Origin of the sequence: Streptomyces sp. NPDC029041, from assembly GCF_040637515.1 — a bacterium.
In the GTDB taxonomy this organism is placed as follows: Bacteria; Actinomycetota; Actinomycetes; order Streptomycetales; family Streptomycetaceae; genus Streptomyces.
Genome location: NZ_JBEZWO010000013.1, coordinates 189,839 through 216,607, shown reverse-complemented (window position 1 = coordinate 216,607; position 26,769 = coordinate 189,839). Strand labels below are relative to the sequence as shown.

Below are 26,769 nucleotides of genomic sequence, written 5' to 3'. Positions count from 1 at the left end.
ATCTTGAGGTTGACGTTGCGGCGCAGGGCGTGGATGAGGTGGTTGCCGCCGATGGACAGCGCGTCGCCGTCACCGGTGACCACCCACACCGACAGATCCCGGCGCGAGCTGGCCAGCCCGGTGGCGATGGCGGGGGCGCGGCCGTGGATGGAGTGCATCCCGTAGGTGTTCATGTAGTACGGGAAACGGGAGGAGCAGCCGATGCCCGAGACGAAGACGATGTTCTCCTTCGCCAGCCCCAGCTCCGGCATGAAGCCCTGCACCGCGGCGAGGATGGCGTAATCGCCGCAGCCCGGGCACCAGCGCACTTCCTGATCGGACTTGAAGTCCTTCATCGACTGCCTGCCCTCGGCCTTGGGGACGAGGGACAGCGCTTCGACGGTGCCCGCGCCGTGCGTGGACGTCTCAGCCATCGATGGCCTCCTTCAGAGCCGCGGCGAGCTGTTCCGCCTTGAACGGCATGCCGTTGACCTGGGTGTAGGAGTGGGCGTCGACCAGGTACTTCGCCCGGATGAGCGTGGCGAGCTGCCCGAGGTTCATCTCGGGGATCACCACCTTGTCGTAACGCTGCAGCACCGGACCCAGATTCCGCGGGAAGGGGTTGAGGTGGCGCAGATGCGCCTGCGCGATCGACTCCCCGGCCCGGCGCAGCCGCCGCACCGCCGCCGTGATCGGCCCATAGGTCGAACCCCACCCCAGCACCAGCGTCTTCGCCCCGTGCGGGTCGTCCACCTCGACGTCGGGCACGTCGATGCCGTCGATCTTCGCCTGGCGGGTGCGCACCATGAAGTCGTGGTTGGCCGGGTCGTAGGAGATGTTGCCCGTGCCGTCCTGCTTCTCGATGCCGCCGATGCGGTGCTCCAGCCCCGGCGTGCCCGGGATCGCCCAGGGGCGGGCCAGCGTCTCGGCGTCGCGCTTGTACGGCCAGAACACCTCGGAGCCGTCGTCGAGCGTGTGGTTGGGCCCTTGCGCGAACTGCACCCGCAGGTCCGGCAGCTCCTCGATGTCCGGGATCCGCCACGGCTCGGAGCCGTTGGCCAGATAGCCGTCGGACAGCAGAAACACCGGCGTGCGGTACGTCAGCGCAATCCGGGCCGCCTCCAGCGCGGCGTCGAAGCAGTCGGCCGGGGTGCGCGGCGCCACCACCGGCACCGGCGCCTCACCGTTGCGCCCGAACATCGCCTGCAGCAGATCCGCCTGCTCCGTCTTGGTCGGCAGACCCGTCGACGGGCCGCCGCGCTGGATGTCCACGACCAGCAGCGGCAGCTCCAGGGACACCGCCAGGCCGATCGTCTCCGACTTCAGCGCCACACCCGGACCGGACGTCGTCGTCACCGCAAGCGAACCACCGAACGCCGCACCCAGCGCCGCCCCGATCCCGGCGATCTCGTCCTCCGCCTGGAACGTGCGCACCCCGAAGTTCTTGTGTTTGCTCAGCTCGTGCAGGATGTCCGAGGCCGGAGTGATCGGGTACGACCCCAGGTACAACGGCAGATCCGCCTGCCGGCTCGCCGCGACCAGCCCGTACGACAGGGCGAGGTTGCCGGAGATGTTGCGGTACACACCCGGCGGGAACGCCGTCGCCGCCGGCGCCACCTCGTAGGAGACCGCGAAGTCCTCCGTCGTCTCCCCGAAGTTCCAGCCCGCCCGGAACGCCGCGATGTTGGCGGCCGCGATGTCGGGCTTCTTCGCGAACTTCGACCTCAGGAACTTCTCCGTGCCCTCGGTGGGCCGGTGATACATCCAGCTCAGCAGACCCAGCGCGAACATGTTCTTGCTGCGCTCGGCCTCCTTACGGCTCAGGTCGAACTCCTTCAGCGCCTCGACCGTGAGCGTCGTCAACGGCACCGGGTGCAGGTGGTAGCCGTCCAGCGAGCCGTCCTCCAGCGGGGACGTCTCGTAGCCGACCTTCTGCATCGCCCGCCGGGTGAACTCGTCCGTGTTGACGATCACCTCGGCACCGCGCGGCAGGTCGCCGATGTTCGCCTTCAGTGCCGCCGGGTTCATGGCCACCAGCACGTTCGGCGCGTCGCCGGGCGTGAGGATGTCGTGATCGGCGAAATGCAACTGGAACGACGACACACCCGGCAGGGTCCCGGCGGGCGCCCTGATCTCGGCCGGGAAGTTCGGCAGCGTCGACAGGTCGTTGCCGAACGACGCCGTCTCCGAGGTGAAACGGTCACCGGTGAGCTGCATACCGTCACCCGAGTCCCCCGCGAACCTGATGATCACCCGGTCCAGACGACGCACGTCCTTCGCGCCCGCCGCTTTGCGCTGCTCCTCTGCGACTGCTTCGTCGGCCTGCTCCGCTGGGCTACTGACCTGGCTGGTCACTGAACTGGACCTCCCTAGAGGACGCTGTCCGGGACAGGCCCTCCCGGAGGCCTTCCCAGGATCAACACTACGACCGCGGGGGTCGCGTTCTTCGGGTCATTCGCATCTTGGACACGACTTCGGTATGGCTATGCGTCCGTCTTTGTCCGGGTTTCCGGTGGCGGGGATCGTGAACGTCAGGAGTTCAGATACGTCAGCACGGCCAGGACCCTGCGGTGGTCGCCCTCGCTCGGGGACAGCCCCAGCTTCATGAAGATGTTGCTGACGTGCTTCTCGACCGCCCCGTCGCTGACCACGAGCTGCCGTGCGATCGCCGAGTTCGTCCGCCCCTCGGCCATCAGCCCCAGCACCTCACGCTCCCTCGGGGTGAGCCCCGCCAGCACGTCCTGCTTGCGGCTGCGTCCCAGCAGCTGCGCGACCACCTCCGGGTCGAGCGCCGTACCGCCCTCCGCGACCCGCACCACCGCGTCCACGAACTCCCGTACCTCGGCGACCCGGTCCTTCAGCAGGTAGCCGACACCCCGGCTGGATCCCGCGAGCAGCTCCGTGGCGTAGCGCTCCTCCACGTACTGCGACAGCACCAGCACCCCGAGTCCCGGGTGGGCCTTGCGCAGCTGCACCGCCGCCCGCACCCCCTCGTCGGTGTGCGTCGGCGGCATACGGACGTCGGCCACGACCACGTCCGGCAGCTCGCCCTGCGCGTCCAGCTCCGTGATGGTCTTGATCAGTGCCACGCCGTCACCCACACCGGCGACGACGTCGTGACCCCGGTCGGTCAGCAGCCGGGTCAGGCCCTCCCTGAGCAGCACTGAATCCTCGGCGATGACCACCCGCACCCTGTCCTCCACGATTGTCCGGCCCCCCACAGCCCGATGCCGCCCGTCCGCAGCCCACAACGGCTGCGCGCCCACCCGTGCGACGGGTCCAGCATTTCAGGGTCGGGGGGTGGATGGGGGCAGGAGCGGCCTCTTGGCCGACGGAATCGGGGGCCCCGCGGCTCTCGTCCGGCCGGTCCCCTGGCCTTGCTTCCTGGCCCACCGCGTCGGACGGCGGACGGGCGAAGGCCGCCGGCCCAGGGGGCGGAGCGGCCTGGCCAGGTCACCGGGGCGGAGCCCCGGCACCGGCCCCCGACCGCAGGTCACCGCACATGAGCTCCCCGCCACGGCAACTCCGCGGTCACCCGGGTCGGGCCGCCCGCCGGCGAATCCACCACCAGGATCCCGTCCACCGCGTCGAGCCGGTCCGCCAGACCCGCCAGACCCGAGCCCCGGGACGCGTCGGCCCCGCCCACGCCGTTGTCCACCACCTGCAGCATCAGCCGGTTCTCCGTCCGCCACACCTCCACCCCGGCCCAGGTGGCCCGCGCGTGCTTGCTGATGTTCTGCAGCAGCTCCGACACCGTGAAGTACGCGATCCCCTCGATCGCCGGCGCCGGCCGCTCCCCTAGGTCGACCTCGACCCGCACCGGGACCGTGCACCGCGATGCCACCGAGGACAGGGCCGCGTCCAGACCCCGGTCGGTCAGGACCGCCGGGTGGATGCCGCGCGCCAGGTCCCGCAGCTCCTGCAGCGCCGTCTTCACCTCGCCGTGCGCCTCGTCCACCATCCGCGCGGCCGCCCTCGGATCCTCATGGAGCTTCTCCTTCGCCAGCCCCAGATCCATGGCCAGCGCCACCAGCCGGGCCTGCGCCCCGTCGTGCAGATCCCGCTCGATCCGCCGCAGATCGGCCGCCGCGGTGTCGACCACCACCCCCCGGTCCGACTCCAGCTCCACCACCCGCGAGACCAGCCGCGACGGCCCGAGCAGCCCGTGCACCAGCAGCCGGTCCACCATCGTCAGCGCCCGCACGATCCACGGCGCCGCGATCGTGAACAGCAGCCCCACCAGCGCGGTCACCGTGATCTCGAAGGGGTTGTCGAGGCGGATCCCGCGCGTCTCGCTGCTGTACAGCTGGAACCCGTCCGTGCCGGCCCGCATCGGGAGCGCCCAGAACCACAGCGGATACGTCAGCAGCCCCCAGCCCAGCACCCACACGTTCACGGCGACGACGAACGAGAACACCGCCCAGGGCAGATGCAGCACCGCGTACAGCAGCGCCCGCCACGAGGCGCCGCTCTTGAGGACGGCCCCCATCCACGCCATCGCGCCCGGCTTGGCCGCCCGCAACGGCTCCGGCTCGCCCACCTCCATGCCCAGCAGCGCCCGCGCCCGCGCCCGCTCCAGCGCCCCGATACCGCGGCACCCGGCGAGCGCCGCCGCCAGCACCGGAATCCCGATGAACGTGACCAGCAGCCCCGCCCCCAGCGACACCATCGTGACCGCGTAGGTGAACATCAGGATGCCGACCGGCAGGCTGAGCAGCACATGGGCGAACTCGCGCCACGAGCGGCCCTCGACCGGCGCCCGCAGTGCGGCCGGCAGCCGGTACCGCCGTTCGGTGCTCCCGGGGAACCCGGACCCACCGTCGAGCCCGTACCCCTGTCCGTACTCCGTGGCCATCGGCGCCGTCCTTCTCCTCGTCACGCGACTGTGCTCCCGTACCTCCACCCTGCTCCGCCGCAGGCCGGCGGACCATGGAGTACGTCGGCGTGTTGAGCGGGGGGTTTTCCCTACCCCCGGGCCTCGGACCGGTCACGCCACGGCAGTTCCGCGGTGACCGTCGTCGGGCCGCCCTCAGGCGACTCCAGGACGAACAGCCCGTCGACGGCGTCCAGCCGGTCCGCCAGGCCCTTCATCCCCGTACCGCCGCCGAGGCTCGCGCCGCCCACCCCGTCGTCCCCCACCTGAATCAGCAGCCGGGTGTCGGTCCGCCACACATCCACCGAGGCCGACTTCGCCCCGCTGTGCTTGCTGACGTTCTGCAGCAGCTCCGAGACGGTGAAGTAGGCGATGCCTTCGATGGCCGCGGCCGGCCGCTCCGGCAGGTCGACCGTCACCTTCACGGGGACCGTGCAGCGCGAAGCCACCGAGGACAGGGCCGCGTCCAGACCCCGGTCGGTCAGCACCGCCGGATGGATGCCGCGTGCCAGGTCCCGCAGCTCCTGCAGCGCCAGCTTCACCTCGCCGTGCGCCTCCTCGACCATCGCCGCCGCCGCGTCGGGATCCTCCAGCACCTTCTCCTTCGCCAGGCCGAGCCCCATCGCCAGATTGACCAGCCGGGCCTGCGCCCCGTCGTGCAGGTCCCGCTCGATGCGCCGAAGGTCGGCCGCGGCCGTGTCCACCACGACCCCCCGGTCCGACTCCAGCTCGGCGATCCGCCGCTCGAGCTCGTCCGAGGGTGACAGCAGCGCCCGCACCATGGCCCGGTCGGCATTGGCCAGCCCCCGCGCGATGAAGGGCAGCACCGGCCACAGCACGAACAGCGAGACCAGCGTGACGGTGAAGGTGAGCACCCCCCACGGCAGCCGGATGAACTCGTACAGCACCGTGCGCCAGCCCACCGGGTCCTTCAGCTGCATCCACAACCGCTGGAAGAAGCCGCCCTCACCCCACAGGCGCAGCCGGCTCGGCTCCTCGATCCGCACCCCGAGCAGCGCCCGGGCCCGCGCCCGCTCCAGCCTGCCCAACAGCCGCGCACCCATCAGACCGGCCGCGAGCAGCGGGAACCCGACCACCGTGACGGTCAGCCCGAAACCGACGGACAGCATCGTCACCACATAGGTGAAACCGAGCAGCGCGACCGGAAGGTTCGCCAGCAGGTGCGCGATCTCTTTCCAGGTGTGCCGGTCATAGGCGAGACGGGCCGGCGGCGGACGGTCGTCCGGCCCGGCCGCCGACCGGGCCGCCGTCGTGCCCGAGGACGGGATGCGTTGGGTCATGTGCGTCAGCCTGCCCGGCGGCGGACGGCTGCGCCATGAGGGGGACCGCCAGGATCGACTGAGGAAAACCCCACCCCCCGTATGCCCGGCGGTGACGGGCTGCTTACCCTGCCCTTATCAGGGCCTAGACTCCCGTGCGTACAGATCGCCGAACGGCGGCACCCAGCGAGCCGCGGCCTCGTCGAAGGATCCAGGTCCGAAATTCTGAGGGAGCGAGGGACGGACGTGCCGGAACCGACCGTCGTCACCACGACCGTCGTCGCGGCGGACTACTTCCAGTCCTACTCGGTCGTCGGACTGCTCGCCGTGATCGGCGTGCTGTTCGTCGCCGTCGCCTTCGGGGCCGGCCGCCTGCTGCGGCCCGTGGTCCCCACCCCCGAGAAGCTCCTGACGTACGAGTGCGGCGTCGACCCCGTCGGCGAGGGCTGGGCCCACACCCAGGTCCGCTACTACGTGTACGCCTTCCTCTACGTGATCTTCGCCGTCGACTCGATCTTCCTGTTCCCCTGGGCGACCGTCTTCGCCGCCCCCGGCTACGGCGCGACGACCCTGGCCGAGATGTTCATCTTCCTCGGCTTCCTGGCGGTCGGCCTGCTCTACGCCTACAAGAAGGGCGTCCTGGCATGGACGTGAACCCCTCGGTGTCCGAGCCTGTTCTGCTGCCCGAGCCCAAGCGGCTGGGCGCCCTGGCCCGCCTCGCCCCCGAGCCGATGAAGGTCGTCCTCAACTGGGGCCGCCGCTACTCGCTCTGGGTCTTCAACTTCGGCCTCGCCTGCTGCGCGATCGAGTTCATCGCCGCGTCGATGGCCCGCCACGACTTCATCCGCCTCGGCGTCATCCCGTTCGCCCCGGGCCCCCGCCAGGCCGACCTGATGGTCGTCTCCGGCACGGTCACGGACAAGATGGCCCCGGCCGTGAAGCGCCTCTACGAGCAGATGCCGGAACCGAAGTACGTCATCTCCTTCGGCGCGTGCAGCAACTGCGGCGGCCCCTACTGGGACTCGTACTCCGTCACCAAGGGCGTCGACCAGATCATCCCCGTCGACGTCTACGTCCCCGGCTGCCCGCCCCGCCCCGAGGCGCTGCTCCAGGGCATCCTCAAGCTCCAGGAGAAGATCGCCCGCGAGTCGCTGGGGGAGCGGTACGGCAGCGGTGCCGAGCGCCCCTCGGCTGCGGCACTGCAGAGCGGACTGGTGCGGCCGCCCGCCCCGGAGACGGCCCCGGGGGAGGGGCGATGACCGCCGTCGGCTGGCTGCCCGCCACCGCCGAGGAACTCTTCGGCCCCGACGCCACGGCCGAGGAGTCCTACGAGGTCCTGACGGTCGACGTCCCCCCGGCAGCCTGGATCACCGCCCTGGAGACCGCCCGCGACCGCCTCGGCTGCACCTACTTCGACTGGCTGAGCGCCGTCGACGAACCGGGTACGGGCTTCCGCGTCACGGCCCACGTCGCCGCGCTCTCTCCCGTCCGACGCCTCCTGCTGCGTACGACGGTCCCGCACGACGCCCCCACCCTGCCCTCGGCGGTCGACGTCTACGCGGGCGCCGCCTGGCACGAACGCGAGACGTACGAGATGTTCGGCATCACCTTCGACGGCCACCCGGCGCTCGACCACCTCCTCCTGCCCGAGAACTTCGAAGGCCACCCCCTGCGCAAGGACTTCGTCCTCGCCGCCCGCGTGGCCAAGGCCTGGCCCGGCGCGAAGGAGCCGGGCGAGTCGGACCACGGCGGCCCCAAGCGCCGTCAGATGCTCCCGCCCGGCGTCCCCGACCCCAACGAATGGGGCCCCCTCAAGGGCCAGCTCCCGCCGGCCCCCGCACGCCCGGCCCGCGGCGCGGCCCGCGCCGCAGGCGACCGTCCCGCCCGATCCGCGGCACGCCCCCCGGGGGAACGCCCCGCGGGAGAACGCCCGCCCCGCCGAACCCGCTCGGCATCGGAAGGCTCGGCGAGCCAGTCTGCTGCCGGTGAAGGGTCTCCGGCCGCGGGCACGGAAACCTCGGCTGCCGGTGGTGCGGACACCCCGGCTCCCCGTGCGCAGGCTCCGGCTGTTCCGCGCCGTGGGCGTACGGCCGCCGAGGGCTCGGCGAGCCAGTCGACCCCCGGCGAGCCGACGGCCCGGGCCTCGGCGGGGCCGCGCCGGAACCGCTCGGCGGCACAGGGATCGGCAAGCCAGCAGCCCAGCACTGCCGCATCTCCGACGCCCGGCTCCGGATCCCCACAGCCTGGCCGCCCCGAGCCGGCGACGCCTGGTTCCGAAGCCTCGAACTCCCCGCGCAGCTCGGACGCCCCCTGGCACCACGCCCGTCCCGCCTTCGATGAACCGGCCCCCGAACCGTCGCCGGAAGCAGCGCAGTTGCCGCCTCAGTTGCCGTCGGTCGCGTCGCAGCCCACCGAGCCCGCGGACAACCCGGAGTCCTCCAAAGCCCCGCAGAGCCCCACCAGCTCGCCGGATGCCCCGAACGCCCCCGATGCCCCGGGTTCCTCGGGCACCCCGAGCTCGGGTACCAGGGACACCCCGGGCTCGGGTACCAGGGACACCCCGGGCTCGGGTACCAGGGACACCCCGGGCTCGGGTTCCTCGGACGCCCCGGGCTCGGGTTCCTCGGGCCCGGCGGACGAGACGAAGCCCACGGACGACGACGCGAAACCCACCGCCAAACCCGGCGAGACCGGTGATCCGGCCGACCCCGCCACCCCCGAGGACCCCACAGGAGGCCCGCAGTGAACGACGTGCTCGACGTCGCCCTGCGACTCCTGGTCGTCTTCGTCGTCTTCCTCACCTTCCCCCTGATCATCGGCCAGACCGAACACAAGGTCATGGCCCATATGCAGGGCCGCCTCGGCCCCATGTACGCCGGTGGCTTCCACGGCTGGGCCCAGCTGATCGCCGACGGCGTGAAGTTCGCGCAGAAGGAGGACGTCGTCCCCGCGGGCGCCGACCGCCGCATCTTCCAACTGGCCCCCGCCGTCGCCCTCCTGCCCTACCTCCTCGTCCTGCTCGCCATCCCCGTCGGCCCCGGCGAGGGAGCCGTCGGGCAGGTCATCGACGCGGGCGTCTTCTTCGTCCTGGCCGTCATGGGCGTCGGCGTCCTCGGCTCACTCATGGCCGGCTGGGCGTCCGCGAACAAGTTCTCCCTCCTCGGCGGACTGCGCACCGCCGCCCAGCTCCTCGCCTACGAACTGCCGATGCTCCTGACCGCCGCCTCGGTGGCCATGGCGGCCGGCACCGTCTCCCTCCCCGGCATCCTCGACGCCTTCGAGTGGTGGTGGCTGCCCTGGCAGATCGTCGGCGCGATCGTGTTCTTCGTGGCCGGACTCGCCGAACTCCAGCGCCCGCCCTTCGACATGCCCGTCGCCGACTCGGAGATCATCTTCGGCGCCTACACCGAGTACACCGGCCTCCGTTTCGCTCTCTTCCTCCTCGCCGAGTACGCCGGAATCGTCGTCCTGTGCGGCCTGACCACCGTCCTCTTCCTGGGCGGCTGGCACGGCCCCTGGGGCGCCGACGGCCTCGGCTGGGTCTGGACCCTGCTGAAGACCGCCGTCCTCGCCTTCCTCGTGATCTGGCTGCGCGTCACCTATCCGCGCCTGCGCGAGGACCAGCTGCAGAAGCTCGCCTGGACCCTCCTCGTCCCCCTCTCCCTCGCCCAGATCGCCCTCACCGGCATCGTCAAGGTGGTGATCCGGTAACCATGGCTGAGTCGCTTCCGCCCACCCGGCCCCGCATCCCCGGCCGTGGCCTCGCCAAGGGCCTGGCCGTCACCCTCCGCACGATGACGAGGAAGTCCGTCACCGCGCAGTACCCCGACGCCCAGCCCGACCTCCCGCCCCGCACCCGCGGTGTGATCGGCCTGTTCGAGGAGAAATGCACCGTCTGCATGCTGTGCGCCCGCGAGTGCCCGGACTGGTGCATCTACATCGACTCCCACAAGGAGACGGTCCCGCCGGCGGCCCCGGGGGGCCGGGAGCGCAGCCGCAACGTCCTCGACCGCTTCGCCATCGACTTCTCCCTGTGCATGTACTGCGGTATCTGCATCGAGGTGTGTCCTTTCGACGCCCTGTTCTGGTCACCTGAGTTCGAGTACGCCGAGACCGACATCCGCGACCTCACGCACGAGCGCGACAAGCTCCGCGAGTGGATGTGGACCGTCCCGGCCCCGCCGGCCCTCGACCCCGGCGCGGAGGAACCGAAGGAACTCGCCGCCGCCCGCAAGGCCGCCGACAAGCTGGCCGCCCAGCAGGCCCCGCCGGCCGCCGAACCCCACGCCGACGAGCAGGCCCGCGCCGCCGAACAGCCCACCCGGCCCCAGGGCGACTCCCAGCAGCAGACCGACCAGCCGAAGCCGGACCGCCAGGAGCCGGGCCGTCAGGACCCGGACCACCGGGAGCCGATCCGCCAGGAACCGGATCGCCCCAGGCCGACTCGTCCGGAGCCGGGTCACCCGAAGCCGGATCGCCCCAAGCCCGGGCAGGAGGGCGCGGAATGACGCTCGCCGCACACCCCGCTCTCCTCGCGACCGGTCCGGCCACCGGGGCCGCCGCGCAGACCCACGGCTTCCTCTCCCCGACCGGCGTCGAGATCGCCTTCCTCCTCGTCGGCCTGGTGACCTTCGGCGCCGCCCTCGTCACCGTCACCACCAGGCAGCTGGTGCACGCCGCCCTGTGGCTGGTGGTCACCCTCGGCGGACTCGCCGTCGAGTACCTCCTGCTCACCGCCGAGTTCATCGCGTGGGTGCAGGTCCTCATCTATGTCGGTTCCGTCGTCGTCCTCCTCCTGTTCGGTCTGATGCTCACCAGGGCCCCCATCGGGCGCTCTCCGGATGCCGACTCCGGCAACCGCTGGGCCGCCCTCGTCGTGGCCGTCGCCGCTGCCGCCGCTCTGGTCTGGGTCGTCGTCGACGCCTTCCGCACGACCTGGATCGACCTGGACGGCCCCGCCGCCGGCTCCACCGAGGCCACCGGCGCGAGTCTCTTCCAGAACTGGGTGCTCCCCTTCGAGGCCCTCTCCGTTCTCCTCCTCGCCGCACTGGTCGGCGCCATCGTCCTGTCCCGCAAGGCGAAGGCGGAGTCGAGCTCTCCCCCCGTGAACGCCCCAGGTGCCACCAGGAGTTCCCGGACGGTCACGGAGAGTTCAGGTTCAGGCCATTCGGGGCGTTCCGAGCAGGAAGGCACCCGCTGATGCACCTCGCCTACCCCGCCGTGCTCTCCGTCCTGCTCTTCTGCACGGGTCTGTACGGAGTCCTGGCCCGTCGCAACGCGATCCTGGTCCTGATGTCGGTCGAGCTCATGCTCAACGCCGTCAACCTGAACCTGGTCGCCTTCGACGTCTGGCTCAGCAAGGCCGCCAGGGAGACCCTGCACTCCGGTCAGGCCCTGACCCTGTTCACCATCGCCATCGCCGCCGCCGAGATCGGCATCGGGCTGGCCATCGTCCTGGCCGTCCACCGCAACCGCGGCACCTCGGACATCGACAAGCTCCGCGACACCGCCGAACGGCACGACCCCGACGACCCCGACCACGACGCCCGCCCGGCCCAGCAGTCCGACGAGGCCCAGAAGGCTGAGGCCACCGCGTGACCACCACCACCCTCGCCGCCCTCGTCCCCCTCCTTCCGTTCCTCGGCGCCGCCGCCGGCCTGCTGCTGGGCCGCACGGCACCCGGCTTCGTCCGCCCCCTCGCCGTCCTGCCGACGCTCACCTCCCTGGTGCTCGCCGCACTGGTCGCCGTACGCCAGGGCGGCGGAGCGGCCGTCGACTCGGCCACGGAACTCACCCCCACCGGCTCGGTCCCGATCGAGCTCGCCCTGCACATCGACGGCTTCGCCGCCCTCGTCGCCGTGCTGGTCGGCCTGGTCGCCTCCTGCGTGCAGATCTACTCGACGGGCTATCTGCGCGACGACCCGCGCTACCCCTCCTACGCCGCCCTCGTCTCGCTGTTCACCTCCGCGATGTTCCTGGTCGTCTACTCCGGCGACCTGATCGTGCTGCTGGTCGGCTGGGAGGTCATGGGCATCTGCTCCTACTTCCTCGTCGGCCACTACTGGGAGACCCCGGAGGCCCGCGCCGCCTCCCTCAAGGCCTTCCTCGTCACCAAGCTCGGCGACGTCCCCTTCCTCATCGGCCTGTTCGCCCTCGCCACCGACGCCGGCTCGTTCCGCATCACCCGCATCCTCGGCACCGTCGCGTCCGGCGGGCTCGACAACCCGACGCTCATCGCGTTGCTGCTCCTGGCGGGAGTGGCGGGCAAGTCCGCGCAGTTCCCGCTGCACACCTGGCTCCCCGACGCGATGGCGGGCCCGACCCCCGTCTCCGCCCTGATCCACGCGGCGACGATGGTGGCCGCAGGTGTCTACTTCATCGCCCGTCTCCTCCCGGTCTTCGAGGCCTCCCAGGCCGCGATGGTCGTCCTCGCGGTCATGGCCGCCGTCACGATGACCGGCTCCGCGCTCGCCGCGCTCGCCCAGGACGACATCAAGCGCGTCCTCGCCTACTCGACGATCGGCCAGCTCGGCTACATGACCGGCGCTCTCGCCGTCGGCGACCGCGGGGCCGCCGTCTTCCACCTCCTGTCCCACGGCGCCTTCAAGGCGCTGCTGTTCCTCGCGGCCGGCGTGATCATCCACGCCGCCGGCACCAACTCGCTCGCCGCCATGTCCCGCATGCGGAACCTGCGCGACCGCATCCCCGACGCCTACTGGACGATGACCGTGGCGCTGCTCGCGCTCGCCGCGATCCCGCCGTTCAGCGGTTTCTTCTCCAAGGAGGCCGTCCTCGGTGTCGCCGAGCACGTCGTCACCGGGCACACCGAGCACGCCCCCGCCGCCGCGGGCTGGATCGTCCTCGTCGCCGGCCTGCTCACAGCCGTGCTCACCGCCGCCTACGCCATGCGCCTGTGGCTGCTCGCCTTCCGCGGCCAGGGTCCCGAAGCCCCCGACCACGGCAGGCAGCCCCTGACGATGACCGTCGTGCTGTGGGTCCTCGCCGTCCCGTCCCTGGCCCTCGGCGGGTTCGCGTTCCGCCTGCTTCCCGACTGGTTCGACGGCCGGGACCTCGGCCCGACCCTGACCACCTCCGTGCTCGGCACGGGCGTGGCCCTGGTCGGCGGCATCGTCACCTACGCCGCCTGGCGGCACACCACCGCCCTCGCGGCCCGCGTCCCGCTGGGAGCCGTCGCGGCGCATCCCGAGGGCGACGCCGCCCAGGTCGAGGCAGAAGCCATCGCCACCCATGAGCCGGCCTACGGCGACATCGCCTACGCGCCCGACCCCGCCGATCCCGGGCGGCTCCTGCTCGGCCCGCTGCACCGCCACGCGGCCGCCGGCTTCCACCTGGACGCGGTGTACACGGCCCTCTTCGTCCGCCCGGTCCAGGCCGGGGCGAGCCTCGTCAGGTTCCTCGACCGCGAGGTCGTCGAGACCTATGTCCGCGGTGCGGGGGAGCTGCCCCGCTGGCTCGGCGCCGCCGTACGGCGGTCCCAGACCGGCAACGTCCAGACCTATGTGAGCGCGCTGCTCGCCGGCACCGTCGTCCTCGCGGTCGCCGTCGTCCTCGTCGCCACGGGAGCGTGAGCAGGCGTGATCGATATCAACGAGTCCGTGATGCAGTTCCTTCTGGCATTCGTTGTCGTCGGCCCGCTCCTGGGCGCCGCCGCGGCTCTGCTGCCCGCCCCGCCCGGGCTGAAGGGGAAGTCACCCGAGCAGGCCGTCCTCCGGCACGGTGTCACGGTCACCGGCGCGATCCTCATCGCGGCGATCGTCCTCGCGCTCGGCTTCGACCACGACCAGCCGTCGAAGATGCAGGCCAGCACCGACATCAGCTGGATTCCCGCACTCGACGTACGCATCCACCTCGGCATCGACGGCATCTCCCTCCCCCTCCTGGTCCTCACCGCGCTGCTGACCTTCCTCTGCGCGCTCTACTCGTACTTCAAGATGCCCGAAGGGCCGACCCCGAAGGCCTTCGTCGCCCTGCTGCTCGTCCTCGAAGCCGGCACGCTCGCGACCTTCGCCGTCCTCGACCTGGTGCTGTTCTTCCTCGCCTTCGAGATGGTCCTCATCCCGATGTACTTCCTCATCGCCCGCTGGGGCGGCGAGGGCCGGAGCCAGGCCGCCTGGCGATTCATCCTCTACACCCTGCTCGGCTCCGTGGTCATGCTGCTCGGCCTGCTCCTGATCGGGATCAAGGCGGGCACGTTCGACATGATGGCACTGGCCACTGACAACGGCCGGTCACTGAGCACATCCGTGCAGGTCATCGCCGTTCTGTCGATCGGGATCGGACTCGCGGTGAAGACGCCGATGTGGCCGCTGCACAGCTGGCTGCCCGACGCCCACACCGCCGCGCCGACCGTCGGCTCGGTCCTCCTCGCCGGCGTGCTGCTGAAGATGGGTACGTACGGGTTCGTCCGGATCCTGCTTCCCATCGCACCCGAGGGGTTCCGCACCTTCGCGCCCTACCTCGCCGCCCTGGCGGTCGTCGGCATCATCTACGGATCCCTGGCCTGCCTGGCCCTCGCCAAGCAGGGCGCGAAAGGCGACCTCAAGCGCCTCATCGCCTACTCCTCCGTCGGCCACATGGGCTTCGTGCTGCTCGGCATCGCCACCATGACCCCGACCGGCGTGAACGGCGCCCTGTTCGCCAACATCGCCCACGGCCTCATCACCGGCCTGCTCTTCTTCCTGGTCGGCGCGCTGAAGGACCGCACCGGCACCACCGACCTCGACACCCTCGCCGAGGAGACCGGCGCCGCCCTCTACGGCAAGGCCCCGCGCCTCGGCGGCCTGCTCGCCTTCGCCGCCGTCGCCTCGCTCGGCCTGCCGGGCCTGGCCGGGTTCTGGGGCGAGATGCTGGCCCTGTTCGGCGCGTTCCGGCCCGCCGAGGGACTCAGCCGGCCGGCCTTCCTCACCTTCATGGCGATCGGGGCGTTCGGCACGCTGCTGACGGCCGCCTACCTGCTGGTCGTGGTCCGCCGCGTCTGCATGGGCGCCCGGCCCCAGGACGCTCCGACGCTCCCCGACGTCCGTGCCTACGAGTTCGCGGCGTGGACCCCGCTCGTGGCCCTCACCGTCGTCGCGGGCCTGTGGCCCAGAGTCCTCCTCGGCCTGAGCGACCCGGCCGTCCAGCAGCTCCTCGCAGGAGGCACCCGATGAGCTCCCCGGTCCAGCCCCCGGCGGCGTCGCTGGTCCAGTCCGTCGACTGGCTCGCGATCGCCCCGCCCACCATCGTGGCGGTCGTCGCACTCGTCGTCCTGGTGGCCGACCTGTTCGTCGCCGAACACCGCAAGGCCGTGCTCGGCTGGACATCGGTGGCGGGCCTGGCCGCCGCCACGCTGATGCTGCTGCCCCTCCTGGACGGCGACCGCAGCACCTTCTGCCTGACCGGTGACACCACCGTGTGCAGCTACACGGCCGACCGCTTCACCCTGGTCATCCAGTTCCTGGTCCTCGGCGGCGCTCTCCTCGCCGCCCTCCTGTCGGTCACGGCCCTGAAGGACGCCCGCAAGGAGCTCCCCGAAGGCGAGTACTGGTTCCTGCTGCTGTCCTCCGCGGCCGGTGCCGCCCTCCTGCCCGCCTCCCGCGACCTCGCGACCCTGATCGTCGCCCTGGAGGTCGCCTCTCTGCCCGCCTTCGCACTGGTCGGCCTCAGGTACGGCGACCGGAAGTCCTCGGAGGCGGCGCTGAAGTTCTTCCTGTCCTCGGTCACCGCGACCGCGGTCAGCCTGATGGGCATCAGCTTCGTGTACGCCACCACGGGCACCCTCTACCTCACCCAGGTCGCCGACCGCATCCAGCACGTCGACGGGCAGTTCCACACCCTCGCCCAGACCGGCGTCGTCCTCACCCTCGTCGGCTTCGCCTTCAAGACGGCCGCCGTGCCCTTCCACTTCTGGGTGCCCGACACCTACGTGGGAGCGCCCCTGCCGATCGCGGCCTACCTGTCGGTCATCGGCAAGGCGGTCGGCTTCAGCGGCCTCATCCTCGTCACGGTCGTGGCCCTCCCGTCGTACGCCGACGTCTGGGGCCCCGCCCTGGCAGCACTGGCGGCGCTCACCATGACCGTGGGCAACGCCGGAGCCCTGCGCCAGCAAGCCACGCGCGCGTACAGCGCCGTCCGCCTGCTCGCCTGGTCCTCCGTCGGCCAGGCGGGATACCTCCTGGTGCCGATCGCCGCCGCCGCGTACTCGGGGGACGCCGAGAAGTCGATCGGCTCCACCGTCGCCTACGCTCTGATGTACGGCGCCGTGAACCTCGGCGCCTTCGCGGTGGCCGCCCTCGTGGGCCGCACGAAGACCCCCAACCGGATCGCCGACTACCGCGGCCTGTACGCCTCCAGCCCGCTGTCCGCGCTGCTCCTGGCGTTCTTCCTGCTCTGCCTCGCCGGACTGCCGCCGGGCATCATCGGTCTCTTCGCCAAGGTCACCGTCTTCTCGGCGGCCGTCGACGCCGGGCTCGGCTGGCTGGCCGTGGTCATGGCCGTCAACGTCGTGATCGCACTGTTCTACTACCTCCAGTGGACGGCCCTGCTGTTCCGCGCCCCGGAGGGTGAACCCGAGAAGCACCGTGTCCCCGGACCGGTCACCGCCGCGATCGCCCTGACCGCAGTCCTCGGTATCGCCCTGTCCGGCGCACCCCAGCTGGTCCTGCGCTTCACCGACACCCAACTCTTCTGAATCTCGCTCCGGGTACGGACGTCTACCGGAAGGACGGCGAAGGCCCACCGGAATGACGGCCGCTTACACCGCACGCGTGCGGGGCACTCGCTCCACGGGTGCGGGGCACTCGCTCCACGCGTGCGTGCCGCTTGTCGGTGCCGTCACCCGGACGGTCCACACCCGCCGCCGCACGCACCAGGGAACTCGAGCCTCCCGCCTGGCGTTGACCAGTACGGGAGGGTCCACTGGACGTGAGAACGCGGCACCAGTGGCACCGCAGATTCAGCAAGCAAGGGTCCCCCTGCCGCACGACTTGGAGGGCGTACCGTGCACCGCCGGCACAACGGGCTCAGGACAGCGATACTCCTGGGAGGCCTGTCCGCACTCATCATCGTCATCGGCAGCTTCTTCGGCCGCATGGGGCTCGTCATCGCCGTCCTGGTAGCGCTGGCCACCAACGCGTACGCCTACTGGAACAGCGACAAACTGGCCCTGCGCGCGATGCGTGCCCGCCCGGTGAGCGAGTTCGAGGCGCCGGCGCTCTACCGCATGGTCCGCGAGCTCTCCACCCAGGCCCGCCAGCCCATGCCGCGCCTGTACATCTCCCCGACGGAGGCCCCCAACGCCTTCGCCACGGGCCGCAACCCACGCAACGCCGCGGTGTGCTGCACCGACGGCATCCTGCGCCTGCTGGACGAGCGTGAACTGCGTGGCGTCATCGGCCACGAGCTCAGCCACGTCTACAACCGCGACATCCTCATCTCGTCGGTGGCCGGCGCCCTCGCCTCCGTCATCATGTTCCTGGTCAATTTCGCCTGGCTGATCCCCATCGGACGCTCGGACGACGACGACGGCCCCGGTCTGCTCGGCATGCTGCTGATCATGCTCCTGGGCCCGCTCGCCGCCTCGCTCATCCAACTCGCCATCAGCCGCTCGCGGGAGTACCAGGCGGATGCCTCCGGTGCCCAGCTCACCGGCGACCCGCTCGCCCTGGCCAGCGCCCTGCGCAAGCTCGAACTCGGCACGAAGCAGCTCCCGCTGCCGCCCGAGCCGCGCATCGAGACCGCCAGCCACATGATGATCGCGAACCCGTTCCGGCCCGGCCAGGGCCTCTCGAAGATGTTCTCCACGCACCCGCCGATGGCGGAACGCATCGCCCGGCTCGAGAAGATGGCAGGTGGGAACCAGTGAGGACCATACTCAACGTCATATGGCTCGTGCTGAGCGGCTTCTGGCTGTTCCTCGCCTACATGCTCGCGGGGGTGCTGCTCTGCATCACCATCATCGGCATCCCGTTCGGGATCGCGGCCTTCCGCATCGGCGTCTACGCCCTGTGGCCCTTCGGGTACACGACGGTCGAGCGCCGTGACGCGGGCGCGCCGTCCTGTGTGGGCAACGTGCTGTGGCTGGTGCTCGCGGGCTGGTGGCTCGCCCTGGGCCACATCGCCACCGGCATCGCCCTGTGCGTCACGATCATCGGCATCCCGCTGGGCGTCGCCAACTTCAAGCTCATCCCGGTCTCGTTGCTTCCGCTCGGCCGCGACATCGTGCGGACGGACGAGCCGTTCGCGGTGCGCTGAACGGAGAGACGCCGCTCCTCCGTTGTCCACAGGCCGGAGGTTGTCCACAGGCCCGCCCGGCTGTCAGCGGCGGTCTGCATCATGGATCCATGACCGCGATCGAGCAGTTGCCGACCCGAGTGACGACCGAGACTCACAACACCGGCTGGCCGGGCGGTACTCCGCCCCACGAGCCGACCACCGCGATACGAGGCGCCCGAAGGACGATGGCGAACGGCCGTGGGAGATCCGAGCCGAGAAGCCATGCAAGTTCTGGGCTGGCAGGCCGTGCGGGGCTTGAACCGAGAGGCTCCCGAAGCCCGGGCTGAAAGGCCGCGCGGGCCCGAGCCCAGGCGCTCCTGCAGTTGCGGGCCCTCGTGGAGGCCGGTCCTACCGTTCCCCTGCCCCGGCCCCTGCCTGCTTCGACCGCCGCACCGCATAGGCAACGATCCCCGCCACCAGCACCCCCGCGCCCACGACGACCGACACCACGGGCAGCGAGAACGCCAGCACCGCACACCCGGCCAGCCCCACCGCCGGCACCACCCTTGCCGACCACGCCGAAGACAGAGTCCAGGCCGACGCGTTGGCCACGGCGTAGTACGCCAGCACACCGAAGGAGGAGAACCCGATCGCGCCCCGGACGTCCACCGTGGCCGCCAGGACCGCCACCACGGCACCCACGGCCAGCTCCGCCCGGTGCGGCACCTGGAACCGCGGATGCACAGAGGCCAGCGCCCTCGGCAGATGCCGGTCCCGTGCCATGGCAAGCGTCGTCCGCGACACCCCGAGGATCAGCGCCAGCAGCGACCCCAGCGCGGCCACGGCGGCACCCACCCGCACCACCGGCACGAGCCAGGGAACCCCGGCCGCCCGCACCGCCTCGGCCAGCGGCGCCGTCGTGGCCCCGAGACCACTCGACCCCAGTACCGAAAGGACAGCCACCGCGACACACAGGTAGACCACCAGGGCGATGCCCAGCGCCAGCGGGATCGCACGCGGGATGGTCCGTGCCGGATCCCGCACCTCCTCACCGAGGGTCGCGATCCGGGCGTACCCCGCGAAGGCGAAGAACAGCAGACCGGCCGCCTGCAGCACCCCGTCCGCCCCGCCTGAGGCCCCGATGTCCAGGCGCCCCGCGTCGGCCTCACCGGATGCCAGACACACGACCACCACACCTGCGAGGACCGACAGGACGAGCGCCACGATCACCCGCGTCAGCCGGGCGGACTTCTGGACACCGCCGTAGTTCACCGCGGTCAGTGCCACCACGGCCGCGACCGCCACCGCGTGCGCCTGCTCCGGCCACACGTACGTGCCCACGGTGAGCGCCATAGCCGCACAGGAGGCCGTCTTCCCGACCACGAACGACCAGCCCGCGAGATACCCCCAGAACTCCCCGAGCCGCTCCCGCCCGTACACATAGGTACCGCCCGAGGCCGGATACAGGGCGGCGAGCCGAGCCGACGACATGGCGTTGCAGTACGCGACCACAGCGGCCACGGTCAGCCCGAGGAGCAGCCCGGAGCCGGCGGCGTGCGCGGCCGGCGCGAGGGCGGCGAAGATCCCGGCTCCCACCATCGAGCCGAGTCCGATGACGACGGCGTCGCCCACGCCGAGCGTGCGGCGCAGTCCAGGGCCGGAGGCTGTCATGCGTCGCACCCTACTGATCAGTGCAACCGGCGGGCGTGGCCGGGGCGTCTTCCCGACCAAGACGGCGTGAACGTGCGGGGCGAGGAGGCCGCGCGCGGGATCCCCGACGTACGACGCATGGGCCGGGCCTGCCGAAAGCAAGATCACATGCCCGAAACCGTGCGGGCACAGCGTGGAAGGGCAGGTTCACGGCATGACCATCATCAGCTGGATCATCCTGGGGCTGTTGGCCGGAGCCATTGCGAAGTTCCTGTTGCCCGGGCGCGACCCGGGCGGCCTCGTCGGCACGACTCTGATCGGCATCGCGGGCGCGTTCATCGGCGGCTGGATCTCGGCCCGCTGGATGGACCACCCGGTCACCAAGGACTTCTACGACGGTGCGACCTGGGCAGCGGCGATCGGCGGATCGCTCGTCCTCCTGATCGCCTACCGCCTCCTGTTCGGCAACTCGCGCGACTGACGCGCCCGCCGAGGGAAGCCGGCGGACGAGAAGGGTGGGCACCGCGGGTGCCCACCCTTCTCATGTCCGTGGATGCGTGGGCCAGGGCCCTGCGGGGGGCCGGACCTACCGGTAGTTCACGAACTGCAGGGCGAAGTCGAAGTCCTTGCTCTTCAACAGGGCGATGACGGCCTGCAGATCGTCACGGTTCTTGGAGCTGACCCGCAGCTCCTCGCCCTGCACCTGCGCCTTCACGCCCTTGGGGCCCTCGTCGCGGATGGTCTTCGCCACCTTCTTCGCGTTCTCCTGGGAGATGCCCTCCTTGATGGACGAGAAGATCTTGTACTCCTTGCCGGAGAGCTGGGGCTCGCCCGCCTCCAGAGCCTTCAGCGAGATGCCCCGCTTGATCAGCTTGGACTGGAAGACGTCGAGGATGGCCTTCACCCGGTCCTCGGAGTTCGCCTCCATGAGGATCTGCTCACCGGACCACGAGATCGAGGCACCCACGCCCTTGAAGTCGTAGCGCTGCGAGATCTCCTTGGCGGCCTGGTTGAGTGCGTTGTCGACCTCCTGCCGCTCGACCTTCGAGACGATGTCGAAACTGGAGTCGGCCATGTCCTGTGGCTCCTTGTATCGGGGTGCGTATCGTGCGTACCGGCGTTGTGGGCGGTCGCAGGGCCCGTTCGGGTCCCGGGCCGCATCCGGACCAGCCTAGCCACCCGCGGCCCTCCGAGCGCTGATCAATCGGGTGGCGAAGCACCCCTCGGCATCAGGTATTGTTTACGTCGTTGCCACGGAGCGCCGCGGAAGAGCGGCTCGAAGGGCAGCAACCCCGGCGGTGTGCCCGAGCGGCCAAAGGGAGCAGACTGTAAATCTGCCGGCTCAGCCTTCCCAGGTTCGAATCCTGGCGCCGCCACACTGGGGAAGACCCCCTCTGATCAGGTTGTGTACCTGACCGGAGGGGGTTTTTCGTTGTCTGCTCCTCGCCAGGCCAGGCCCCCGGGCGGTCCCTCCGGCCCCGGTCCCCCCGGCGCCCCGGGCGTGAGCATGATCACTGCACCTTGCCGGGACCGGAAGGGATGAGCGTGTCGGATACGCTGCCGCCTCTTGTAACGGCACCCTCCTGAAGAGGTGTAATGAAATCAGTCAGACGGACCGTCGCGGTGGCCACGCTCGTGGGGGCGCTGGGGCTCTCGGTGCTGAACGCGCCGACCGCTCAAGCGGCGGACACCGGTATCACCGTGTCGGACATCGTCATCAACAACGGCAAGCCGATCGTCGTCGGCACGTCGAAGGTGGTGGAGCCGCCCATACGCTTCAACATCGCGCTGCCCTCCGGGTACAGCACCGCGGACCCCTCCCGGTACGACGCGTATCCCTTCCTCTACCGCGGCACCATGAAGACGGCGGCCGACACGGGCGAGAACTTCATCCAGCCGGGCGGCTACACCTGCTTCGAGATCGACGCCAAGCACGCTCGCTGCGAGGGCAACCTCTACATCGACCCGCATCCGAGCCAGGAACACGTCGACTCCAACAGCGACGCCACCAGCTGGAAGGTCGGCGTCTCGCTCAAGCTCTGGAAGGCCGACGGCGGCCTCAAGACCGGGGAACTGGAGACGCGGTCCACGACCGTTCAGCTGAAGCGCGCGGCCAAGGCCACCACCAACGCCTCGCCGGAACCGGTCGTCAAGGGCAAGACGATCACCGTCACGGGCAAGCTGACCCGGGCGAACTGGAGCACGAAGAAGTACGACGCCTACAGCGGCCGCACGGTCAGCCTGCAGTTCCGGGCCAAGGGCACGGACAGCTACAAGACGCTCAAGAAGGCCACCACCAGCAGCACCGGGGGACTGAAGACCACGGTCACCGCCTCGGTCGACGGCTCCTTCCGCTGGGTGTACTACGGCAACTCCACGACCGGCGCGGCCACCAGCGCGGCCGACTACGTCGACGTGAACTGACGCCCTTCGGCGATCCGGCCGAAATCCCGGGCCCGGTCTTCCCCTGGCCCGGCCCGGCTATTGGCGCCGCACACCGGGAAAGCCCCCTCTCATCTACGGAGACGCAGATGAGAGGGGGCTTTCCCCGTGCCCCCGAAATCAACGTCCCCGCAAATCAGCGTTCCCTCACCTCGCCGGCCCAGCGCGGCCGGAGCCCGCATGATGACCTCTGACCTGCCGTTACGCAGTGAAATGAGATGCGTTGGCACACATGAGAAAGGCAAGGAGTTCCTCACTCCTTGCCACTCTCAACGTATAGCGCATGGGGGGTCTTGCGGCAAGGCCCCTGTCGTACCGCACAATTTCCGGCCTGAAGTCAGAAACGGGCGAAAATTGGGGTCTGCCTTGATCGATGTGGTCATTGCCGGCGGTGGTCCGACCGGAATGATGCTGGCCGGGGAGCTGCGACTGCACGCCGTGCGGGTGCTCGTACTGGAGAAGGAGGCGGAGCCGGCCCCGTACGTTCGCGCGCTCGGGCTGCACGTGCGCAGCATCGAGATGCTCGACCAACGCGGGCTGCTGGAGCGCTTCCTCGCCGAGGGCAGCAAGCACCCGCTCGGCGGCTTCTTCGCCGGACTCGCCAAGCCGGCGCCCGACCGGCTGGACACCGCGCACGGATACGTCCTCGGCATCCCGCAGCCCGTCACCGACCGCCTGCTGGCCGAGCACGCGGCCGAGCTCGGGGCCGAGATCCGGCGCGGCTGCGAACTGGTCGGGCTCAGCCAGGACGACGACGGTGTGACCGCCGAGCTGGCCGACGGCACGCGGCTGCGCTCCCGCTACCTCGTCGGGTGCGACGGCGGCCGCAGCACGGTGCGCAAGCTGCTCGGCGTCGGTTTCCCCGGCGAGCCCTCCAGGGTCGAGACGCTGATGGGCGAGATGGAGGTCGCCGCCCCGCCGGAGGAACTGGCGGCCGTGATGGCCGAAGTCCGCAAGACCCACTTCCGGTTCGGCGCCATGCCGATCAGGGACGGCGTCCACCGCGTCATCGTGCCCGCCGAGGGCGTGGCCGAGGACCACACGACCCCGCCGACCTTCGAGGAATTCAGGCGGCAGCTGCACAAGTTCGCCGGCACCGATCTCGGTGTGCACTCCCCGCGCTGGCTCTCCCGCTTCGGCGACGCCACGCGGCAGGCCGAGCGCTACCGCACCGGCCGGGTCCTGCTGGCCGGCGACGCCGCGCACGTCCACCCGCCGACCGGCGGGCAGGGGCTCAACCTCGGCCTCCAGGACGCCTTCAACCTCGGCTGGAAGCTGGCCGCCGAACTGCGCGGCTGGGCACCCGAGGGATTGCTGGACAGCTACCACACCGAACGCCATCCGGTGGGCGCCGCGGTGCTGGACAACACCCGCGCGCAGATGCACTTGCTGGCGCCAGAGCCGGGGCCGCAGGCGGTGCGCCGGCTCCTGGCGGAGCTGATGGACTTCGAGGAGGTGAACCGGCTCCTGATCGAGAAGGTCACCGCGATCGCCGTCCGCTACGACTGCGGCGAGGGCCATGAACTGCTCGGCCGGAGGCTGCGGGACGTGGCGTTGCGGCGGGGCCGCCTCTACGAGCGGATGCGTGACGGCCGCGGCCTGCTGCTCGACCGGACCGGCGGCCGGCTGTCGGTGGCGGGCTGGTCGGACCGCGTCGGCCACGTCGTCGACGTCAGCGCGGAACTCGACGTGCCCGCGGTGCTGCTGCGACCGGACGGACACGTGGCATGGACCGGCGACGACCAGCAGGATCTTCTCGACCGGCTGCCGAGGTGGTTCGGGGCGGCAACCGGCTGACATGACGTCGTGCGGCCGGTGGGGGCGTGCGGGCGGCCGAGCTCACCACCCCACCGGCGCACGCCCTGCCACGCCTCCTCACACGCCCCGGACGCCAAGGGGGCAGCACGTGAGAAGGAGCCGCAACCGCGGGGGAGCGGCTCCGCGCGGCACACTGGCCCCATGTCCTCCCGCCGCAGACTCTGCCCCGAGTGCCGCCGTGAGATCGCCGTCGTCGCCGGGCGGTACGCACGCCACGACCCGCCCGGCGCCCGCGAGCACGGCGAACTCACCTCGTGCCCGGGCTCCCGCCGCCAGGCTCGCCCGGGCCCGGAGCAGCCGTCCCTGGACGGCTACACGGTTCCGGACTTCCCCGGCCAACTGCCCCTCTTCTAGAGCCCTGCGAAGGGCCCCACGAGTCGGCGGACGCGAACCTCAGTTCCCGGCCACCGACTTCACCGCCACGGACACCGGTACCGGACCGCTGATCAGCTCCAGGGTGAGCCCGGCGGTCGCCGACGTGTCCACCAACTCCGCCAGTACGGCGGCCACGTCGTCGCGTGGGATCGGACCGCGGCCCGTGCGCGCCTCCAGCCGTACGAGACCGGTGCCGGCGTCGCCGGTGAGCTGGCCGGGGCGCAGGATCGTCCAGTCCAGGGCGTCCAGGCCACGCACGTACGCGTCCGCCTCGCCCTTGGCCCGCAGATACACGTCGAAGATCTCGTCACCCTGGTGACGCGGGTCGGCGCCCATGGACGACACGACCACGAAGCGCCGCACGCCCGCCCTCACCGCCGCGTCCGCGAAGAGGACCGCCGCCGCCTTGTCCACCGTGTCCTTGCGGGCCGCCCCGCTGCCAGGCCCCGCGCCCGCCGCGAAGACCGCGGCGTCGGCGCCCCTGAGCCGCTCCGCGACCTCGTCGACGGACGCCGACTCCAGGTCGAGCACGACCGGTTCGGCACCGGCCTGTCGCAGCTCGTCGGCCTGTTCGGCCTTCCGGATGATCCCGACTGCTTCGTCCCCGCGCGCGGCGAGCAGCCGCTCCAGCCGCAACGCGATCTGACCATGACCACCAGCGATGACAATGCGCATGCCTTCGACCGTACGCCTCGACAGCACCCTCCGCCGCACGACTTGGGCCGCGCCCCACCGCAGGCCCACCACACTTCGCCCCGCCCCCCCGCTCCCCTCCGTGCCTACGACACCTCGCCCCGCCCCAGGCCCGCCCCCCGCTCGACTCCGTGCCTACGACACCTCGCCCCGGCCCTGCCGCGGCAGCCCCAGTTCGACCGAAGCCGCCGAACTGCAGTACTCGCGCACCGCGCTGGTCCGCGCCACCACGCGCCCCTGGTGCACGACGATGCGGCTGTACGCCAGGGACAGCACCCCCGCGAGCCGCTCCCCGCGCACCGCGAGCAGCTCCGCCGGGAAACCCGCCTCCACCCGCACCTCCGGCAGCCCCAGCACCGCCCGCGCCGAGGAGCTCACCGCGTCGTACGCCTCCTCGGGCGGCAACCCGTGGCGCGAGGCCAGCAGGAAGGCCGCCTCCAGGGGGTCGCCGCGTCCCACCGGGTTGGACACGTCCCGCAGCGCCCCGCTCCCGGCGGCCACCCGCACCCCGGCCGCGCGCAGCAGCCGTACCGGAGCCGCCCCGCGCCGGTCGACGCCGCCGCAGCCGCCCTGCGGCAGGCACGCCACGGACACACCGGCCGCCGCGAGCTGGTCGGCCGTCCGCGAGGCCACCTCGGAGGGCAGCCGGCCGAGGTCGCCGCACGGGCTGAGGGTCACCCCGGGGCGCAGTCCGCCCGCCATCGCGGCGAGCCGGGCGAGCCGGGCCGGGTCCCCGGCGTCCGTGTGCAGGTCGACGGGACAGCCGTGCTCGGAGGCCGTCTCCAGGACCGCTTCCACGTACCCCGCCGGATCCGGGTCGAGGTCCGGCCGGCCGCCCACCACCGAGGCGCCCATCTTCACGGCGTCCCGCAGCATCGCCAGCCCGTCCGCGCCGGCCACCCCGGTCAGCACCCGGGGCATCGCCACCGTCGTCAGCTCCGCAAGCCCCCGCAGTGCCCGCCGCGCCTGCAGCACGGCCGTCAGTGCGCCGAGGCCCTGGACGTCCCCCACGCGCACGTGCGCCCGCAGCGCCGTCGCCCCGTGCCCGAGCTGGAGCAGCGCGGCCTCCGTGGCCCGGCGCTGCACGTCCTGCGGCTCGTAGGAGACGGGCCCCTCGGTGTCGGCCGACAGGGCTGTGTCGGCGTGGGCGTGCGGCTCGGCCGGGGCCGGCAGCAGCAGATAGCCGCTGAGGTCCACCCGTGCCCCGCACGCGCGCGTGCCGCCGCCTCCCAGGCTGCCGGCCGTGCCGACCGCCTCGATGCGCCCGCCGCACAGCCGCACGTCCACGGTCCGGCCGTCGGTGAGCCGCGCCCCGCACAGCAGCAGCGACGACGGGTCGGCCGGACCCGGCGAGGACGACGGGGGCGGTGGTGGCTGCGGCCGGCTGTCGGGCATCGCACTCCAGGGGCTCGGGCTGCGCACGGGAGGACGCGTGATCACGCAGAG

25 protein-coding genes and 1 tRNA gene are annotated in these 26,769 nt (G+C 71.3%); 17 read left to right on the top strand and 9 right to left on the bottom strand.

Features of this window, described 5'->3' with window-relative positions; translation table 11 throughout:
* The 5 genes from AB0F04_RS30465 to AB0F04_RS30445 all read right to left on the bottom strand — a co-directional run.
* A partial coding sequence (locus tag AB0F04_RS30465; protein WP_362047175.1) for a thiamine pyrophosphate-dependent enzyme occupies window positions 1–413 on the bottom strand: 413 nt, incomplete at its 3' end.
* Window positions 406–2,334: a 2-oxoacid:acceptor oxidoreductase subunit alpha gene (locus AB0F04_RS30460; protein WP_362047172.1), complete on the bottom strand. Its 1,929-nt coding sequence runs from the start codon at window positions 2,332–2,334 to the stop codon at window positions 406–408. The genes AB0F04_RS30465 and AB0F04_RS30460, both read right to left, overlap by 8 nt.
* Before the next feature lie 176 nt (window positions 2,335–2,510).
* Window positions 2,511–3,170, bottom strand: a complete 660-nt coding sequence (locus AB0F04_RS30455; RefSeq protein ID WP_362047202.1) for a response regulator transcription factor — start codon at window positions 3,168–3,170, stop codon at window positions 2,511–2,513.
* Between the two features lie 302 nt (window positions 3,171–3,472).
* On the bottom strand, window positions 3,473–4,834 hold the full coding sequence (locus AB0F04_RS30450) for a sensor domain-containing protein (protein ID WP_362047169.1): 1,362 nt from the start codon (window positions 4,832–4,834) through the stop codon (window positions 3,473–3,475).
* Between the two features lie 110 nt (window positions 4,835–4,944).
* A complete protein-coding gene (locus AB0F04_RS30445) occupies window positions 4,945–6,153 on the bottom strand; it encodes a sensor domain-containing protein (protein ID WP_362047166.1) in 1,209 nt (402 codons plus the stop codon).
* 225 nt (window positions 6,154–6,378) lie between these two features.
* On the opposite strand from AB0F04_RS30445, the gene AB0F04_RS30440 reads away from it, so the two are divergent.
* The 12 genes from AB0F04_RS30440 to AB0F04_RS30385 all read left to right on the top strand — a co-directional run bounded on the left by AB0F04_RS30440 (window position 6,379) and on the right by AB0F04_RS30385 (window position 18,384).
* A complete protein-coding gene (locus AB0F04_RS30440) occupies window positions 6,379–6,786 on the top strand; it encodes an NADH-quinone oxidoreductase subunit A (RefSeq protein WP_104785621.1) in 408 nt (135 codons plus the stop codon).
* Window positions 6,777–7,391 (top strand): NADH-quinone oxidoreductase subunit B family protein, encoded by a 615-nt coding sequence (locus AB0F04_RS30435; protein ID WP_362047163.1) that lies wholly within the window; start codon window positions 6,777–6,779, stop codon window positions 7,389–7,391. The genes AB0F04_RS30440 and AB0F04_RS30435 overlap by 10 nt, the downstream gene beginning before the upstream one ends.
* The gene (locus AB0F04_RS30430; RefSeq protein ID WP_362047160.1) at window positions 7,388–8,878 is read left to right on the top strand and encodes an NADH-quinone oxidoreductase subunit C; all 1,491 of its coding nucleotides are present in this window, start codon (window positions 7,388–7,390) and stop codon (window positions 8,876–8,878) included. Before AB0F04_RS30435 ends, AB0F04_RS30430 begins: the two co-directional genes overlap by 4 nt.
* Window positions 8,875–9,843 carry a complex I subunit 1 family protein gene (locus AB0F04_RS30425; protein ID WP_362047157.1) on the top strand — a complete coding sequence of 323 codons (969 nt, stop codon included), beginning with the start codon at window positions 8,875–8,877 and terminating at the stop codon, window positions 9,841–9,843. The genes AB0F04_RS30430 and AB0F04_RS30425 overlap by 4 nt, the downstream gene beginning before the upstream one ends.
* Window positions 9,844–9,845: 2 nt before the next feature.
* Window positions 9,846–10,640: a 4Fe-4S binding protein gene (locus AB0F04_RS30420; protein ID WP_362047154.1), complete on the top strand. Its 795-nt coding sequence runs from the start codon at window positions 9,846–9,848 to the stop codon at window positions 10,638–10,640.
* Window positions 10,637–11,332, top strand: a complete 696-nt coding sequence (locus AB0F04_RS30415) for an NADH-quinone oxidoreductase subunit J (RefSeq protein WP_362047151.1) — start codon at window positions 10,637–10,639, stop codon at window positions 11,330–11,332. The genes AB0F04_RS30420 and AB0F04_RS30415 overlap by 4 nt, the downstream gene beginning before the upstream one ends.
* The gene (gene nuoK / locus AB0F04_RS30410) at window positions 11,332–11,730 is read left to right on the top strand and encodes an NADH-quinone oxidoreductase subunit NuoK (RefSeq protein WP_362047148.1); all 399 of its coding nucleotides are present in this window, start codon (window positions 11,332–11,334) and stop codon (window positions 11,728–11,730) included. The genes AB0F04_RS30415 and nuoK overlap by 1 nt, the downstream gene beginning before the upstream one ends.
* Window positions 11,727–13,721: an NADH-quinone oxidoreductase subunit L gene (locus tag AB0F04_RS30405; protein ID WP_362047145.1), complete on the top strand. Its 1,995-nt coding sequence runs from the start codon at window positions 11,727–11,729 to the stop codon at window positions 13,719–13,721. The genes nuoK and AB0F04_RS30405 overlap by 4 nt, the downstream gene beginning before the upstream one ends.
* 6 nt (window positions 13,722–13,727) lie before the next feature.
* Window positions 13,728–15,302 carry an NADH-quinone oxidoreductase subunit M gene (locus tag AB0F04_RS30400; protein WP_362047142.1) on the top strand — a complete coding sequence of 525 codons (1,575 nt, stop codon included), beginning with the start codon at window positions 13,728–13,730 and terminating at the stop codon, window positions 15,300–15,302.
* Window positions 15,299–16,822 carry an NADH-quinone oxidoreductase subunit N gene (locus AB0F04_RS30395; RefSeq protein WP_362047139.1) on the top strand — a complete coding sequence of 508 codons (1,524 nt, stop codon included), beginning with the start codon at window positions 15,299–15,301 and terminating at the stop codon, window positions 16,820–16,822. The genes AB0F04_RS30400 and AB0F04_RS30395 overlap by 4 nt, the downstream gene beginning before the upstream one ends.
* A gap of 309 nt (window positions 16,823–17,131) precedes the next feature.
* Window positions 17,132–17,995, top strand: a complete 864-nt coding sequence (gene htpX, locus AB0F04_RS30390) for a zinc metalloprotease HtpX (RefSeq protein WP_033309007.1) — start codon at window positions 17,132–17,134, stop codon at window positions 17,993–17,995.
* On the top strand, window positions 17,992–18,384 hold the full coding sequence (locus AB0F04_RS30385) for a YccF domain-containing protein (RefSeq protein ID WP_362047135.1): 393 nt from the start codon (window positions 17,992–17,994) through the stop codon (window positions 18,382–18,384). The genes htpX and AB0F04_RS30385 overlap by 4 nt, the downstream gene beginning before the upstream one ends.
* 369 nt (window positions 18,385–18,753) lie before the next feature.
* Here the strand turns inward: AB0F04_RS30385 and AB0F04_RS30380 are convergent, their stop codons facing one another.
* Window positions 18,754–20,016 (bottom strand): APC family permease, encoded by a 1,263-nt coding sequence (locus AB0F04_RS30380; protein WP_362047132.1) that lies wholly within the window; start codon window positions 20,014–20,016, stop codon window positions 18,754–18,756.
* A gap of 193 nt (window positions 20,017–20,209) precedes the next feature.
* Here AB0F04_RS30380 and AB0F04_RS30375 point away from each other — a divergent pair, with 193 nt between their 5' ends.
* Window positions 20,210–20,476, top strand: a complete 267-nt coding sequence (locus tag AB0F04_RS30375) for a GlsB/YeaQ/YmgE family stress response membrane protein (RefSeq protein ID WP_362047130.1) — start codon at window positions 20,210–20,212, stop codon at window positions 20,474–20,476.
* 105 nt (window positions 20,477–20,581) lie between these two features.
* Here the strand turns inward: AB0F04_RS30375 and AB0F04_RS30370 are convergent, their stop codons facing one another.
* Window positions 20,582–21,070, bottom strand: coding sequence for a YajQ family cyclic di-GMP-binding protein (locus AB0F04_RS30370; RefSeq protein ID WP_053674489.1), 489 nt, complete (start codon window positions 21,068–21,070; stop codon window positions 20,582–20,584).
* Between the two features lie 219 nt (window positions 21,071–21,289).
* Here AB0F04_RS30370 and AB0F04_RS30365 point away from each other — a divergent pair.
* The 4 genes from AB0F04_RS30365 (at window position 21,290) to AB0F04_RS30350 (ending at window position 24,609) form a co-directional block, all read left to right on the top strand.
* A tRNA-Tyr gene (locus AB0F04_RS30365) sits at window positions 21,290–21,371 on the top strand.
* 220 nt (window positions 21,372–21,591) lie between these two features.
* Window positions 21,592–22,419, top strand: coding sequence for a hypothetical protein (locus tag AB0F04_RS30360; RefSeq protein WP_362047127.1), 828 nt, complete (start codon window positions 21,592–21,594; stop codon window positions 22,417–22,419).
* A 384-nt stretch (window positions 22,420–22,803) separates the two neighbouring features.
* Window positions 22,804–24,234, top strand: coding sequence for a rifampin monooxygenase (gene rox / locus AB0F04_RS30355; RefSeq protein WP_362047124.1), 1,431 nt, complete (start codon window positions 22,804–22,806; stop codon window positions 24,232–24,234).
* Between the two features lie 162 nt (window positions 24,235–24,396).
* Window positions 24,397–24,609 (top strand): hypothetical protein, encoded by a 213-nt coding sequence (locus AB0F04_RS30350; protein WP_053674492.1) that lies wholly within the window; start codon window positions 24,397–24,399, stop codon window positions 24,607–24,609.
* A gap of 39 nt (window positions 24,610–24,648) precedes the next feature.
* On the opposite strand, the gene AB0F04_RS30345 is transcribed toward AB0F04_RS30350, so the two are convergent.
* Together AB0F04_RS30345 and AB0F04_RS30340 are read right to left on the bottom strand one after the other, a co-directional pair.
* Complete coding sequence (locus AB0F04_RS30345; protein ID WP_362047120.1) at window positions 24,649–25,305, bottom strand: NAD(P)H-binding protein; 657 nt, start codon at window positions 25,303–25,305, stop codon at window positions 24,649–24,651.
* A 153-nt stretch (window positions 25,306–25,458) separates the two neighbouring features.
* Window positions 25,459–26,718: an amidohydrolase family protein gene (locus AB0F04_RS30340; RefSeq protein ID WP_362047117.1), complete on the bottom strand. Its 1,260-nt coding sequence runs from the start codon at window positions 26,716–26,718 to the stop codon at window positions 25,459–25,461.
* Window positions 26,719–26,769 lie beyond the last annotated feature (51 nt).